At 46.3% G+C, this 13,542-nt stretch carries 11 protein-coding genes and 1 pseudogene; 5 read left to right on the top strand and 7 right to left on the bottom strand.

The genetic code is table 11. The features are described from left to right. Positions 1-14 precede the first annotated feature (14 nt). The gene (locus tag IQ273_RS07700) at positions 15-359 is read left to right on the top strand and encodes a hypothetical protein (protein ID WP_194022587.1); all 345 of its coding nucleotides are present in this window, start codon (positions 15-17) and stop codon (positions 357-359) included. Here IQ273_RS07700 and IQ273_RS07695 read toward each other — a convergent pair. Both IQ273_RS07695 and IQ273_RS07690 read right to left on the bottom strand, forming a co-directional pair. Beyond that, entirely contained in the window at positions 356-1,291 is a 936-nt protein-coding gene (locus tag IQ273_RS07695; RefSeq protein ID WP_194022586.1) for a hypothetical protein, read from the bottom strand. The two genes, IQ273_RS07700 and IQ273_RS07695, sit on opposite strands and share 4 nt — an antisense overlap. 82 nt (positions 1,292-1,373) lie before the next feature. Further along, positions 1,374-1,619: a WGR domain-containing protein gene (locus IQ273_RS07690; RefSeq protein ID WP_194022585.1), complete on the bottom strand. Its 246-nt coding sequence runs from the start codon at positions 1,617-1,619 to the stop codon at positions 1,374-1,376. A gap of 88 nt (positions 1,620-1,707) precedes the next feature. On the opposite strand from IQ273_RS07690, the gene IQ273_RS07685 reads away from it, so the two are divergent. Continuing rightward, positions 1,708-2,763 (top strand): YhcG family protein, encoded by a 1,056-nt coding sequence (locus tag IQ273_RS07685; RefSeq protein WP_194022584.1) that lies wholly within the window; start codon positions 1,708-1,710, stop codon positions 2,761-2,763. A gap of 84 nt (positions 2,764-2,847) precedes the next feature. After that, positions 2,848-3,282, top strand: a complete 435-nt coding sequence (locus IQ273_RS07680) for a hypothetical protein (RefSeq protein ID WP_194022583.1) — start codon at positions 2,848-2,850, stop codon at positions 3,280-3,282. Positions 3,283-3,304: 22 nt separating this feature from the next. Here IQ273_RS07680 and IQ273_RS07675 read toward each other — a convergent pair whose 3' ends face one another. Further along, a complete protein-coding gene (locus IQ273_RS07675; protein ID WP_194022582.1) occupies positions 3,305-3,898 on the bottom strand; it encodes a tyrosine-type recombinase/integrase in 594 nt (197 codons plus the stop codon). Between the two features lie 153 nt (positions 3,899-4,051). Here IQ273_RS07675 and IQ273_RS07670 point away from each other — a divergent pair, with 153 nt between their 5' ends. Further along, the gene (locus IQ273_RS07670; RefSeq protein WP_228052531.1) at positions 4,052-4,708 is read left to right on the top strand and encodes a metal-dependent hydrolase; all 657 of its coding nucleotides are present in this window, start codon (positions 4,052-4,054) and stop codon (positions 4,706-4,708) included. An 11-nt stretch (positions 4,709-4,719) separates the two neighbouring features. On the opposite strand, the gene IQ273_RS07665 is transcribed toward IQ273_RS07670, so the two are convergent. From IQ273_RS07665 to IQ273_RS07655, 4 genes are all read right to left on the bottom strand, one after another. After that, a complete protein-coding gene (locus tag IQ273_RS07665; protein WP_194022581.1) occupies positions 4,720-6,648 on the bottom strand; it encodes a hypothetical protein in 1,929 nt (642 codons plus the stop codon). Further along, on the bottom strand, positions 6,645-10,442 hold the full coding sequence (locus IQ273_RS07660; protein ID WP_194022580.1) for an HNH endonuclease: 3,798 nt from the start codon (positions 10,440-10,442) through the stop codon (positions 6,645-6,647). Before IQ273_RS07660 ends, IQ273_RS07665 begins: the two co-directional genes overlap by 4 nt. Next, the gene (locus IQ273_RS33535) at positions 10,442-10,651 is read right to left on the bottom strand and encodes a hypothetical protein (protein WP_228052530.1); all 210 of its coding nucleotides are present in this window, start codon (positions 10,649-10,651) and stop codon (positions 10,442-10,444) included. The genes IQ273_RS07660 and IQ273_RS33535 overlap by 1 nt, the downstream gene beginning before the upstream one ends. Positions 10,652-10,718: 67 nt before the next feature. Then, positions 10,719-11,825, bottom strand: a complete 1,107-nt coding sequence (locus IQ273_RS07655) for a HigA family addiction module antitoxin (protein ID WP_194022579.1) — start codon at positions 11,823-11,825, stop codon at positions 10,719-10,721. 595 nt (positions 11,826-12,420) lie between these two features. On the opposite strand from IQ273_RS07655, the pseudogene IQ273_RS07650 reads away from it, so the two are divergent. Continuing rightward, positions 12,421-13,416: pseudogene (locus IQ273_RS07650) on the top strand (N-6 DNA methylase); the annotation flags it as partial. Positions 13,417-13,542: the final 126 nt, after the last annotated feature.

Raw genomic sequence — 13,542 nt, 5'->3', positions numbered from 1 at the left:
TGACGAGGCGCACCATGTTCGATGCCAAACCCTACTCCGCACATAGCTGGCTTGCCGCCTGGCACTATGCCCCCAAACTCTGCTGGGAAGACATGCTCAACGAGTTCGAGCAGGATGTCGAAGCCGCCCTGCGCTGTAGCCATGATGTTGATGCCACGCTGACGCATATCTATCAGGAACTACGCAAGGTCAATATGCCGACCGATCCTGTTTTTCTTGAAACTTTCTATAAGTATTGTGGCAATGATATCCAAGCAGCCAAACAAGGCAATCCCAAACCTTGTGCTGAGTCCATGAAGCGAAAAATTGATCATATGGTTAGTTGGCTGATTGACATTGCCCGAAAACAACCTGCTTAACGACCACGATCATGACTTTGTATAGTCTGGTGCCATAGCTTTTCCCTATCTTCAAGTGAGACTTGGTCTTGGATTTTCTCTTGAGCTTTATCGCAAATATCCTTGATGTTCTGCGCCTTATCGGGACCGCTCATATTTCTGATCTGCGGGCTGTGGCTCAGCACCCGCTGAATTTGCTCATCAGAATGACCACGGGTCTTCAGCTCTTTGACGATCTCAATGTCCTTGGATTTGTCGTCTAAGGTTTTGTTGTCGCGCCGCGCCTCGGATTTGATCTTGGCACTGATTTCTTTATATGTTTTCTTCTCATTGGCGATGGCGGGCGGTTCTGGTTTTACCGGCGCGACTTCTGGGGGATAGGCTGCCATTACCGCCGTCGTATGCTCAGCAGGCGTCCCAGAGTCACGCTTTTGCTGACGTTCACGCGGCATAATGCTCACCACAAAATCCTTGTTGAGCCTTACCCGCTCCCGTTGGGGGTCTTGCGCAATGCGCGTCACCAGTGATCGCACATACATATCCCGTTCGCTGGGGTTAAGACGACCAGCGGCAGGACTTAGCCCCTTAACCAAGGTCTCGATCCGACCACGGTTGAGTTTCTGCCCACTCCGCTCCGCCGCCAATACAAAGCGCAGAATCAGTTGGCGATCTGCCTGCTGATAGGTCTGCGGGCTGCGTCCATTCCGACGGATAAAATCCCCGTAAGATGCCCGCACCCTCTCTTGAAATGGCAGTTTGGCGCGGGATTGCTGGTTGGGATGTTTTTCTGAAGCGGCAACCGCACTGTCTGCCCGCTGCTTTTCCTCGGGGTGAGCGTCGGATTCTACGGCACCATCAGCCTTCGCTGGCGATGGCGAAGCCGTTCCCCATCCGCCAATGCCCGTTACCGCTGTTATGTCGTTCCAAACCTGCCCGCCGTCGTCCTGCGACATGACCTGCTGTTGAGCGCAATAAGCCTATGGTAGACAGCCAGAGTGGTCACTGTGGGGACATTATGGAATGAATGCTTCCCCCCTAATCCAGCACATACCCCCGATAGCGGCGGCGTTTGAGAACATCCTGCATCAGGCGATCACCTTCTTCGCGGTCGGCGCATAGGATTTCACACTGGCCACCCTTGCCGGTTCGGCGGCCACCCCACTTGCGCAGCAAGACCCACTCGCCAAAGAGGTTTTGCCTTAGGGCGCACCAGTAATAGCGATCACCGCGCTGCCAGAACAGCTCCTGCCATTGCGCTTGGTCGTAGCTTGGCTGGGTCATGGCTCCACTTTCACGATCACAAAAAGCCCTATTGCTCATTGCCGTCTTAGCCTGATAATAGGATGCCTGCAAATAAAGGAAAAGTCCCTTGCCAAAAGACAATTCCCTGTTTCCCGTCGATAATTATGATGCCTTTTTCAAAGGCCTCAAAACACGCATACGCCAGGCGCAGGTAAAGGCGGCTCTCGCCGTCAATAAAGAGCTGCTCATCCTGTACTGGCAGATTGGACAGGACATCCTCGCCCGCCAGCAACAGGAAGGATGGGGGGCGAAGGTTATGGATCGTCTCGCCAAAGACCTGAAGCGGGAGTTCCCAGATATGAAGGGCTTTTCACCGCGCAACCTCAAATACATGCGGGCTTTTGCCGAAGCGTGGCCCGATGAGCAAATAGTGCAACAGCTTGTTGCACAAATTCCATGGGGGCATAATGTCCGACTTCTTGACCAAGTAAAAGACCCTCAGCAACGGTTGTGGTATGTCCAGCAAACGATTGAAAATGGTTGGAGTCGGAATGTTCTGGTCATGCAGATTGAAACTCGTCTGCACGAACGCTTGGGCGGTGCAGTCACCAACTTCAGAAATACCTTACCTGAACCACAATCTGACTTGGCACAGCAAATCATCAAAGACCCCTATAACTTTGATTTTCTGACCATTGGTCGGAACGCTGTGGAACGAGAGCTGGAAAACGGTCTGATCGAGCGTATTCGAGATTTTCTGTTGGAACTGGGGGTTGGTTTTGCCTTCATTGGCAGCCAGTATCCTCTGGAGATAGACGGCAAGGATTATCGGCTTGACCTGCTGTTTTATCACACCCGGCTGCATTGCCATGTGGTCATTGACCTGAAAATGGGCGAGTTTGAACCGGCCTTTTCAGGGCAGATGAACTTCTATGTGTCAGCCGTCAACCATACTGTCCGTACCGAGGGCGATAACCCAACAATCGGGATCATTTTGTGCAAGTCCAAAAGCAAGACCACTGTTGAATTTGCACTGGATACCGTGCAGAACCCGATCGGAGTCTCTACCTACAAGCTACGCGAAGACCTGCCACCAGCATTTAAAGATAGCCTTCCAACCGCTGAACAGCTGGAAATGGAACTGAATGCCGTGGTGAGTGAGCTATCGGAAGATGCGGAATAAGCCTCGCTAAATAAAGACATTGAAAAAGGCACTATATGAATTTATAAAACATCCGCAAATAACAAGGCACGCTTGGACTGTTTCATGAAAACATATGTATCTCATTTATTAATAATTTCTCTTTTGTCAGTTAGTGCTTGTGGCGGAAGAACTCCTACTCCGGTTATGTCTGCTCAATATGGTGACAAACAAAAATCTTGCGATGTATTAGAGCATGAAATCGCAAATGTAGAATCTGAGATGCAAAGAATTCTGCCTAAAACTGATAAAACCAATAAAAATGTTCTTCTTTGTGTCACTGGCTGGTTTTTCATTGTTCCATGGTTCTTTATGGACTTCAAGAATGCCGAACAAACAGAATATGAGGCTCTAAGGCAGCGTTATAGCAATCTAACATCACTTGCTGTTTCAAAAGAATGTGATGTTAGCAAAGTAAATTATCCTTCTGTTGAAGAAATCAAACGTCAAGTTGAATCTCAGAGCAAGCAGCAAACACCTTCACAATCAAATCGTAAATAGCCACGCTCAAGTAGATTGGTAGCTACAGCTCCATCCCATAAATTTCTGAGATTTCCTCTGACTGGATGCCTAAGTAGTCAAGGGTTTGCCGTTGGGTGGCATGACCTAACGCCTCCATCAACAGCGGAACCGACGTACCGCGATCAATCCGCTGCCAGTAGCCCCACGTTTTCCGCAGGGTATGGCTGGCATAGTTACCCCGCAGCCCAGCATCTTGGCACCACTGCTTGACCATGGTGCTGACCGTTGAGACCTGCAACAAACCGCGCTTACCACTATATATATAGTCATCGGGAGCAAATTCCCGAGACGCGAGCAGCTGCTGGATCGCTTCATGCGCTGTCTTGTTGAGGGTAACCCGTCGGTACTTACCTGTTTTTGACTGCTTAACGTCCAAGTGATCACCAGGGTGCAGGTGCATGACCTGCTTTGCCTTTATCGAGAGCAGCTCGTTAGCGCGGAACGCTGTGTTGATACCCACAACAAACAGGCAGTAGTCCCGAGGGTGGTCTTCCAGAATTTTCTTGATGCGGTAAATCGCTTTTTTGTCGCGGATAGGCTCAACGCGAATGGTGGATCCTTTTTGCGGGTGGTTCGCATTCTTTACAACGGTCATTTTGGATCCACTTTTTGCCCAGTTTCTTTTAACCCAACTTACCAACAATAGTAAGTAAAACTTGGGGAAAATCACTAGCACTTTTATGGGGCGTATTGAAAAAGAGTGCCCAAAATCGCTCGTAACCCTTATGGGTAGGGGCTTTGCGGGGTTATGACGTTTCCCCAACTTTTATCCAATAGTTGGGGAAACAAGAAGATAAAGCTTTCCAAGATTTTTGTTGATTATCTATTGAAGTTATGTAAGCAAATTGCTCACATGCAAGCCCGTAACCACATCCCTTTTGCTATGAGTTGGTGGTGGCTGTACTGCCTCGGCACTGACCAACCTATTGAAGCGGTCGGTACTATGGCGGCAGCTATGGGTGGGCTGTTACCCGATATCGACCACCCCAAAAGTGCTTTAGGCAGGCGGATTCCCTTCATCAGTATCCCATTATCGTACCTGGTCGGGCATCGAGGGGTCACTCATAGCCTGATGGCGGTGGTTGTGATGCTCATCTTGCTGCCCCTAGCAGCTTTTACCATGGACACCAGAATCGCCCTTCTGGTCGCCCCTGTGTGCCTCGGCTACCTTTCTCACATCGCTGGTGATGCCATGACCCCATCAGGAGTCCCACTGCTCTGGCCCAACCGCAAACGTTACACCGTCAATCTGTTCAAAACAACGAGCTTAATGGAGTCGGTGTTCGTCGGCGTGTTCACGATCAGCGTTGTGATTTTGGGCGACATTGCCCTTGCAGTATTGGAAAGTACAGTCGCAAAACTTCCTTTATTACCAGTTTCAGACCATCATCGTGAATACTACTAAAAGATATTAACTCAAGAAATCGCATTATATGCACGAAGAGCCGCATCCGCTCTCGAACACGAAAACCACAGTTCAGGAACGATGTAACACAGATATTGTAAACGCGAATGTAGTATGCGGCTTTCGTTTTCTTTAAGCTCGCCGAAAGCCATCTCCGTCATCCATTCTCCAATAAAAACCTGCCACTTCTCAGTATCTTCATAACTAGCAGCAGCAGTAATCCCTATTTTCAAGGTCTCATCGATTGATAGACTATATTGCTTATTTTGCCTATATCTGCGAGTTAGCAAACGTGAGGCAGTAGCAAGTTCTGGTTTTCTACAAACAGCAGCTACGTCAGCCAATCCGCTTAGTAGGTAGAAAAGCTGCGATTTATCCTCTAATTTTGAAAAACCATAATTATTTTTCTGTAATACATTTACAGCTAAGTCCAATAAGCTGTCATCAATTTGGAAGAAATTTGCTAAGTTTATCAACCCTATAAAAGACGCTTCTGTCAGTTCATTTGCATTAAGCTGTGTTTCAATTATCTCATAATAATCAACGGGTAAAGTCATTGGTGGAGCATCAGCACCTTCCAGTGGTCCCGGAAAGAATAGCGAGATAGATTTAGCTAATGAAGAAAGACTGTTGTTATTTGTGCCATTGATAAGGTCATCTAATGAGGCATTACTAAGTCCATCTGGGTACTTTTGAGCTGCAATTACAATACGACCTAGGAATTCTGCTTTCAGTAATCTGGCATCCGCAAAATCTGGATTCCATCGTGACTCCTTACGCATATCTACAAGCGTTTGCAGATAGTATTGCTCGCCACAAATATTAATAGCCCATCTACGGAACGTCTCTCCTACTCCAGTATTCATAAGCTGACGATGGATGAGAGCAGCCTGTGCTAATGAGGCAAGTCTTCTATAAAAAGGTGGTTCACAGGGAAATAGCCTCTTTTCCGATAATTCTCCATCTACGAGAATGAACAAGGCTGATAAGAGCTGAAAACCCCTATCAGAATCATCCACATTTTCGTCTCGAATTTGCTCAATAAGACTGACTATGAAAGGTTCAATAATGGGAAATTCAGGAAGAATTCGTAACCCGACCTCAATTGCACCAATTTGAGAGAGCCTATCGCCATGTTTAGCAATAAGATCATAGGTACGAGATAACTCTTCACTACTGAAACCACTAATTTGGATTTCTTGTGTCAGTGAGGAATGCGCAGATAGCAATAAGCTTAATGAAAAACCGTCATAAGGGGACAAACTACTGAGACACGTCATCACTTGTCTGGCAGATCGAGTAGCATATTCTTTGATTGATGCACTTCCGTCATAAATGCCAATTAATCTCTCGTAATACCTACGGGAATCAGGGACAAGATCTGAAACACCAACTTCTCCTATTTCAAACTTACGGCGTAACGATTGTGCCACATAGATCGGTGTATCATATAAATCATTCTTGAACTCAGTAACTTCATGATCTCTAAGCGGACGCTGTGCAATAATATTTAGCCAATCCTCTTTAACAGAACTTGGTAAATTATTCTCAGAAGATTGTTCTTTAAATGATCGAATTCGCAACTGGGGATTGGGTGATAGCAAAGTAAGATCAGGAAGAAGTAAACTCCCCCCCTCATGAGATAACTCCAATGTTGCTTCATTGGGGTTCTCGTTTTTACTAACTAACTTCCATTCTTGCCCTTCGACATCGGTGACTATGACTTCAGACATATCAGAAAGTACGCTACGAATGGCATCAAAGAGTTTAGCGCGTGATATGGACAGACTAACAGGTTCAAAAGTGATAACAACATCTGCTTTTAACCCATGATCATCGCAAAACGTACTGTCCTGTAGTAAGGTGTTACGTATTAATGGTGGCATTATGTCCAATGAGACTTTTGCAGATAGTGCTTTGTGTATAGAATAGTTACTCATAGCGATTCTCCTGCATTGAATTCTCGCCCAGCTATTTCAGAAATTTGCTCTTTTTGATAATTAATCAGCCATTCACGCAAGTCAGGAAAGTTCCTCAAGGTAGGAATAAAAACTGCATTCTCAGCCCATTTCCAATAGGCCTCTAAAACTTCGGGCGAAGATTGAAAGGGAGCTATAAATAGAGACAAGAGACGCACAGCGTGTGCATTTTTGATAACATGACTATGACTATTATTGGTCAAATCAACACGGTGCAGCCATCCCCGAAGATCGGCCTGTTCTAATAGCCAGTTAGAGTAAATCTCAGCAGTAGAAAAGTCTGTGTTTTCATTCCAAAAGTTTTTCAATGAATCAATTAAAACTTTCCGAGTCATATCGAGCCACACAGCTTCCTGTGGAAACTGTAAGAAGTCATGCATCCGAACACAAAGGATATTTTCTCGGACTGCTTTCAATTCTGCGGTTTCTACGACTTTGTGATTGATAACTTGAGAATCGCTCAAATAGGCACTCAGCTCTTCTTTACCAACATTAATAAAGAAGTATCCTGCTCTACGAAGCTTTGTGAGGCATTCAAAGCGATCTTCTTCTGAAATTACTCCAATCGTTGCTAATGTATCAATCAGATCTAAAGTAGTGAAGAGTGGTGTCTGCTTACTATCATTAGCTACATATTCATGGTGATTTAAAGCCCGATCATCTACAATAATTGCATCACAATATGGGACGAGCTCCAGTAAATCCACGGTAGGATGCTCTGGTAGATCTTTTTCCCTGAATCTGCCAGAATTTCCTGATTTTCCTATTTTTACCTTTCCGGATTCTATTCTTGTATTAAGAGCAGACCTTATCTGCTCAATAGCATCGTTGACTTGACTAGCAATCCCTTCATAAGCAAGCAATGCATCATATTCAGCAATAGCTGTTGGAGATAGAATCACAGTAAAACCAGCTAGCTTAAGCTTACCCAGTAGTCCAATTTGTAGAAAATAGGTAACCGCTAAGTTATCCAGATATAACACTGCATTATCACAAACTTGTGGTTGATGAGGCCAAGGCTTTTCATGAAAACATAAATAGTTAAGTGCTTTTTTTTCTTCTGATGCGGTAATTTGACCTTTAGTACGAAGTTTCTCTACGACTGCCATACAACTACTCATTACGTTGGCATGATTGCTTAAATCGGCCTCTTCTTCCATGAATGACGCAATACGATAAACCGGACCTGGTTGAATGACCAGATGCTGCGCATGTCCATCACCGCTGTTTTTTTCTGCTTCAGCAATCAAAGTTGCAAGTTCAACTCCAACATTGGCAGCTACCTCATTGTCAGAAGTAGAATCTATGGTAAGTTTTTGGAGCTTTCCCTGTGAAAGCAGATCACGAACCTGATGTGCATCCTTCACTCGGCTTGGTTGATGAAATTCAGCTTTCTTCTTCTCTCCAAGTAACCAAGCAAGGGTTGAATGCGGCAGGTAAACTGTCTCAATACTATCCAGTGCCTTATCTAGAAGATCTAACAGACTAAGCGTCAGAAGTGCTGTTGCGTCCATACCTACAGTTGCACTAGGCAACTGAATCTTATGTGGTAAGCGTTTACCACTGTAGGCTGGAATTAAACGCTTACGCCTTGGGTCGGGCTGTAATAGGTTGGTAAATGCTGGGAAAAGCATCAAATGAATAAGGGATTGATTAAGCCCTTGTGCAGCAAGAAACAATGGCATCCTGCCCTGGATCAAAAGCTGAAAAATCTCTGTCTCTCGACGATCCCAATGAGGCTTCCTGTCGAGCAAGCCTTGCAAATCTACTATTTGAATTGGGCCATCCTCTTTCGACAACTCAGCAGCTTTATGCAGCCATTGTGTAACTTCCCCGTCTTCCCAACCAGCATTGGTTGCCAAAAAATAAGCATCGGCTAATACAACTGGATCATTAGCCCCTTTTGATGCTGCTTCAAACAGCAGCTCTTTGGAATATGGCGCACCTATATTTAATGCAAAATGTGCAGTTCTAAGCAATTCGTTTGCACTTCTAGAATCTCTTGCCCTGTAATCCTTTTCAGCAATACTTGATATCGCATTCCAATCGCCCAATGAGACAATGATTCTAAGATACAAGTCACGAGAATCTGGTTTTTCTTGTTCATTAGTTAGACTTTCCAGTTCTGTGCGTGCCTTGATGAGCTCTCCTTCAAAATATAATGCCTGAGCGTAAGAAATTTGTAGAAATCTGGATTGCAAACGAAGGTCATGATTTGTCTGAATAAATTCAATTACTTGCTCAAATCTGAAAGCTTTGTTTAACGCATCAACGAGACGGCAAGCATCTGGTAATGAACGAGTACGTTCAAAGAGAAGCAATCCATATTCACACAAACCACGCCAATCTTCTTGATTTTCTAGTTCAACAACTAACGCCAAGAGAGAATTTAGCGAGTCATCTTGTTGAAACTGCGATTTGCGCGCTTCGATTGGATCTGCCCCCTCTGCTTCGGCAATCATTCTAGAAAGATTGTTTTTCTCCGCCTCAGAAAGCTCCATTTTTTGGAGAGATTGCAGACATACCTTGGCTCTTTCATGTAAACCTGAACACCTTAGCATCTCAATTTGGAGAAATCGTATCGATTTGAGATTAAGAAACTCAGTTAGTCTATCAAAGTGTTCATCAATATAGTTTGCCACATCTTGTGGAGAATCTTGCATCTGAGCAAGGGTCAACCGGGTAAGAGCTGATTCTACTGTCAAACCGCCATTTAAAGCGATTTGCCGTTCAATCTCATTTTCTACTGCTTTTATATCCAGACTTATCCCAAATTGAAGAGCAAGTGGGACGAAAGAAAGATCCGAACTCAAATCACTCAACTTGCCTTTTAGACGTTCTTTTCCAATTTCAAGAGTCTCTGGATCTCTCAGTTCAAGCCACAATGCATATTGTTCATCAATCTTCGCAGCAATTGGATAGTTCAGGTATTTCGCAACTTTTACAGATTCTATAAAATGTTCTCGTGCTTCCCTGCGATTTACCATTGAGGCTGAATCATCAGCTAAAGGGAAACCTGCTGCATTCAAAGGCAGCTGATCTCTTATATCAGAACGGAACTCTTTTGGTACTGCGATTAGGAGTTTAGTAATCGCTAACAGATGATGAAGTATAGGAGATTCTTCTAAATCCTGTTCTGTTACTGCTTGAAGAGACTCATATGCTAAGTCCCAATTTTCATGACCAAGATGGCATCTTAAAAGGAAATTTTTACCATCAGCATCTAAGTCGGTTATTTCAATTCTAGAGTCAACAAGCCACTGTATGGCCTTTGAATAACCCTCGTGATAAGCCTTAATCATCAATGCTGCTGAACGTGAAGCTGGTGTGCCTATTTCATTTAAGCGTCTTAATGCTGAGGGCTGATCGCCTTCTTGCGAGGCAACAAAAGCTTTTGCAATGTTAACCTCTGGAATAGAAAACAATTCCTGCGCCTGTTCCAGATAATCTTTGGCGGTTTCCAGCTCATTACGGACCAGCAATCGAGCGCACCATGCGAAAGCTCTACATCTTGCCTCAGCAGTCCCTTGGGAAAAATCTCCTTCAATCAGACGCTGCCCGAGTTGCTTGAGTGCGCTTTTAGAGTCAAACTCATTAAAAACACGCGATTTGCAAATCAGCCTGATTTCTTCATCGATTTTTTCATCTATAAGTTCTACTGGAAAGCCGTTGTAAAAATAGATATCTCTTCCAGCCAATAAGTTGACTGAATCAGGACCAGCACTGATGGATTGTTTATTGGCTTTACTAAACATTATTTACGGCGTTTTGGGAATTTTCCATTATTGATATCGCGACCAGCTTGAAAATTTGTTGAATTGCGGCCGGAACGAATTGTCTGTGAGCGACTAGACGATGACTTATCCTTAAAGAAGAACTTCCATATCAAGCCAATCACTGAGAGGCCAATTCCAGAGAAGACCCATTCCTTGTTATCATTGAACCATTGCATCAATTTATCCATTGTATTTGCCCTTATTAACATCTGTATTCAAAAATTTTTCTCTGAATCTGATTCAGCTTCGACATTTCTAAGATTCCCCCCCAAACCTGAAACTTACCTTCAATCCGTTCATAAAACTTCGGTCAATGATACCGTCATGATGCAAACGTCCCACGACAATTCCCGGATGAATTCCAAGCCGTTGGGCAAAAACCTGCACAGCCTCCTTTGATCTAAGCGTTCTTAATGCATCTGAATATTCGGGCGGAATGAGAAAGTCCCGCGCCCATGCGTCCGCTTCTTCCTCTTGTTCAGATTTCAGCTTTTCGCCATCATTCCATTCGTCCAGAAATATATCTTTCTTGTCATGTAGCAGGATGTGGGCCGCCTCATGGAAAAAAGTAAACCAGAAGCGGTCATTCTGCTTGCCATACAGGGACAGTTGGATCAGTGCTTTATGGGGATTTAACCACCGTGCCATCCCACTCACATGCGCCCTCGGAATGGCTGGCACCATGACCAGAATGACGCCAGATTCCCAGCAAAGCCTTTTTAGCTTTGGTTCAAACTCCTGCGGTGGCAGAACCGTCAGGGTTCTAATGTCTCGTACCGCTTTCTGGAACCGTGGCTTACTGAACTTCGGACATTCAACCTTTTCGGCCTCCATCTCACCGCAGCGAATCCATGCGGAAATTGCCCCCACATTACTTTGCTCCTCGCGTGTGCGCCGGAAGGCAACCTCCATCCCTCCATACACACTGCGCCAATCATCGGGAGATGCCACACCAAAATAACGCAGCATCTGACGGACAAGGTCAGGCTTGTTTTTCTCGACCATACGACACTTGGCAATAAGACCTTGATCCATCAGAGCCTTGACAGGCAACTCATCCAGCCAAGAAACATACTGCTGAAGCCGCTCCCGCTCTTCCATGATCGCTAGCTGCGCCCTATATTGAGCTTCACGATTGAGCCAGAAGGATGCCGTGCTACCCAAAACACGCTCCAGCTTCAGGGCTGTTTCTTCGGTAATGGGGGCTTTGCCATTGATCAGCAAGCTGATGTGCTTGGTGGTGTAACCCATACGATCAGCTAGCTGTGCCTGAGTCCAGTCACGCTCTTCAAGAAGATCAGCGATGGTATCCCCAGGGGCAGAAACCCATTCAGGGGCAAAGGGGCGTGTCAGCTCAGTCATGGTAATCCCCTATAAAACAAATGCAGACTTGCGTTACCTTCGTCCAGTCAATGCTCCCGTCCTCTGCCCGAGGTATCGGATCATTCGCTGGCTTAAACACAAGTCGCTTCCCTCCTGTTAAATCAACTGCAAACTGACCGTCGCGATCTCCATGTAGAGGATGCGGGCGACCAGTAATCAACTCCCTTACCGACGAAACCGCTAAAAGGTCTGCGAGACGCCTCTGTAGCTTGGACGCGCAAGGGGCACCCAGCTTTTTTTGCGCCAGCTGAGGTCGCTCACAGAGCTGCCGCAGCTTATCGTCAATGAAGGTTATCTCCATGCCTAACTATCATAATAAACTTTACCGACTTGGTAAACAATTTTATTCGACTGGTCAAGCGACAACACAGCTCTTTCGCTACCCAAGTGAAGACTCCGTAAGCCGTCCTCGCCTCAAAGCCCCATCCATTCCAAGCCTCGCTACGATTCTGGTGTCATAGGTCGCGTTGGCAGGGCAAACTACAATAGCCTGATGGCAAGCCGCACAGGGTTGTGCTATGGCTTGCCTAGCCAATGACGGGGTTCTGCCCCAGCTGTAGAGAGTAGAGAGCGCATGATAACTGGTGATCTGAAGTCGAAGGTCGATAAGCTGTGGACCACATTCTGGAATAACGGTGTCAGTAACCCGCTCTCGGTGATTGAGCAGATATCCTACCTGCTGTTTATCAAACGACTGGACGATCTGGAGCTGGCAAAGGAACGAAAAGCCCAGCGACTGGGTGGAACCGTTGAAAACCCTACCTTTGGGCCAGGGCAGCAACACATCCGTTGGTCGCACTTCAAAAACCTTGATGACGCCGAGGAGATGCTGCGCATCGTGCGCGATGATGCCTTCCCCTTTATCAAGGACATGGGCAAATTCCACAAAAGCAGCACCTACGCGAAGCACATGCAGGACGCGGTGTTCTTGATTACCTCTCCCGCCTTGCTGGCCACTGTGGTCAAGCAAATTGAGCAAATTCCCATGGAGGATCGCGATACCAAGGGCGATCTCTATGAATACATGCTCTCAAAACTCAGTACGGCAGGCACCAATGGCCAGTTCCGCACCCCACGCCACATCATCAAGATGATGGTGGAACTGCTGGCACCTGGGCCGCGTGATGTGATTTGTGACCCTGCCTGTGGCACAGGGGGCTTTTTGGTGGCCGCCGCCGAATATATGCGCGATCTGAAGGATAGCGACGGCAACCTGATTCTGAATGCCCCTGGCAATCGGGAGCATTTCAACGCCCAAATGTTTCACGGCTTTGACTTCGACCCCACCATGCTGCGCATCGGCAGCATGAACATGATGCTGCACGGTATCGAACAGCCGATCATTGAAGCACGGGATTCGCTGTCGGAAGACCATGCAGGGGTCGAGGACAGCTTTACCATGATCCTCGCCAATCCGCCGTTTAAGGGCGCGGTGGAAGAGTCCACCATTGCCAAAGACCTCTCAAAGGTCATCAAAACCACCAAAACCGAGCTGCTGTTTATGCCGCTGTTCCTGCGGTTGCTGAAAACTGGCGGCAAGGCAGCGGTGATCGTTCCCGATGGGGTGCTTATCAAATGTCAAGTACATAGAGGTGACGCGACAGCTAGATTGGCGGATTGCAGGGTCTGAGAGAAGGTCAGCACCCCCGTTCATGAGCGCTGTAGCAGTGGTCGCCTTTCGAAGAACGACTGCACG

This window comes from Nodosilinea sp. LEGE 07298, from assembly GCF_015207265.1.
Lineage (GTDB): Bacteria > Cyanobacteriota > Cyanobacteriia > Phormidesmidales > Phormidesmidaceae > Nodosilinea.
The sequence above is the reverse complement of the archived record's forward strand: the minus strand, read 5'-3'. Positions and strand labels throughout refer to the sequence as shown.

Excerpts from the sequence above, each read along its gene's own strand:
- IQ273_RS07700 (WP_194022587.1), top strand. The coding sequence starts at position 15 with ATGTTCGATGCCAAACCCTACTCCGCACATAGCTGGCTTGCCGCCTGG.
- IQ273_RS07695 (WP_194022586.1), bottom strand. The coding sequence starts at position 1,291 with ATGTCGCAGGACGACGGCGGGCAGGTTTGGAACGACATAACAGCGGTA.
- IQ273_RS07690 (WP_194022585.1), bottom strand. The coding sequence starts at position 1,619 with ATGACCCAGCCAAGCTACGACCAAGCGCAATGGCAGGAGCTGTTCTGG.
- IQ273_RS07680 (WP_194022583.1), top strand. The coding sequence starts at position 2,848 with ATGAAAACATATGTATCTCATTTATTAATAATTTCTCTTTTGTCAGTT.
- IQ273_RS07675 (WP_194022582.1), bottom strand. The coding sequence starts at position 3,898 with ATGACCGTTGTAAAGAATGCGAACCACCCGCAAAAAGGATCCACCATT.
- IQ273_RS07670 (WP_228052531.1), top strand. The coding sequence starts at position 4,052 with ATGACGTTTCCCCAACTTTTATCCAATAGTTGGGGAAACAAGAAGATA.
- IQ273_RS07665 (WP_194022581.1), bottom strand. The coding sequence starts at position 6,648 with ATGAGTAACTATTCTATACACAAAGCACTATCTGCAAAAGTCTCATTG.
- IQ273_RS07660 (WP_194022580.1), bottom strand. The coding sequence starts at position 10,442 with ATGTTTAGTAAAGCCAATAAACAATCCATCAGTGCTGGTCCTGATTCA.
- IQ273_RS33535 (WP_228052530.1), bottom strand. The coding sequence starts at position 10,651 with ATGGATAAATTGATGCAATGGTTCAATGATAACAAGGAATGGGTCTTC.
- IQ273_RS07655 (WP_194022579.1), bottom strand. The coding sequence starts at position 11,825 with ATGACTGAGCTGACACGCCCCTTTGCCCCTGAATGGGTTTCTGCCCCT.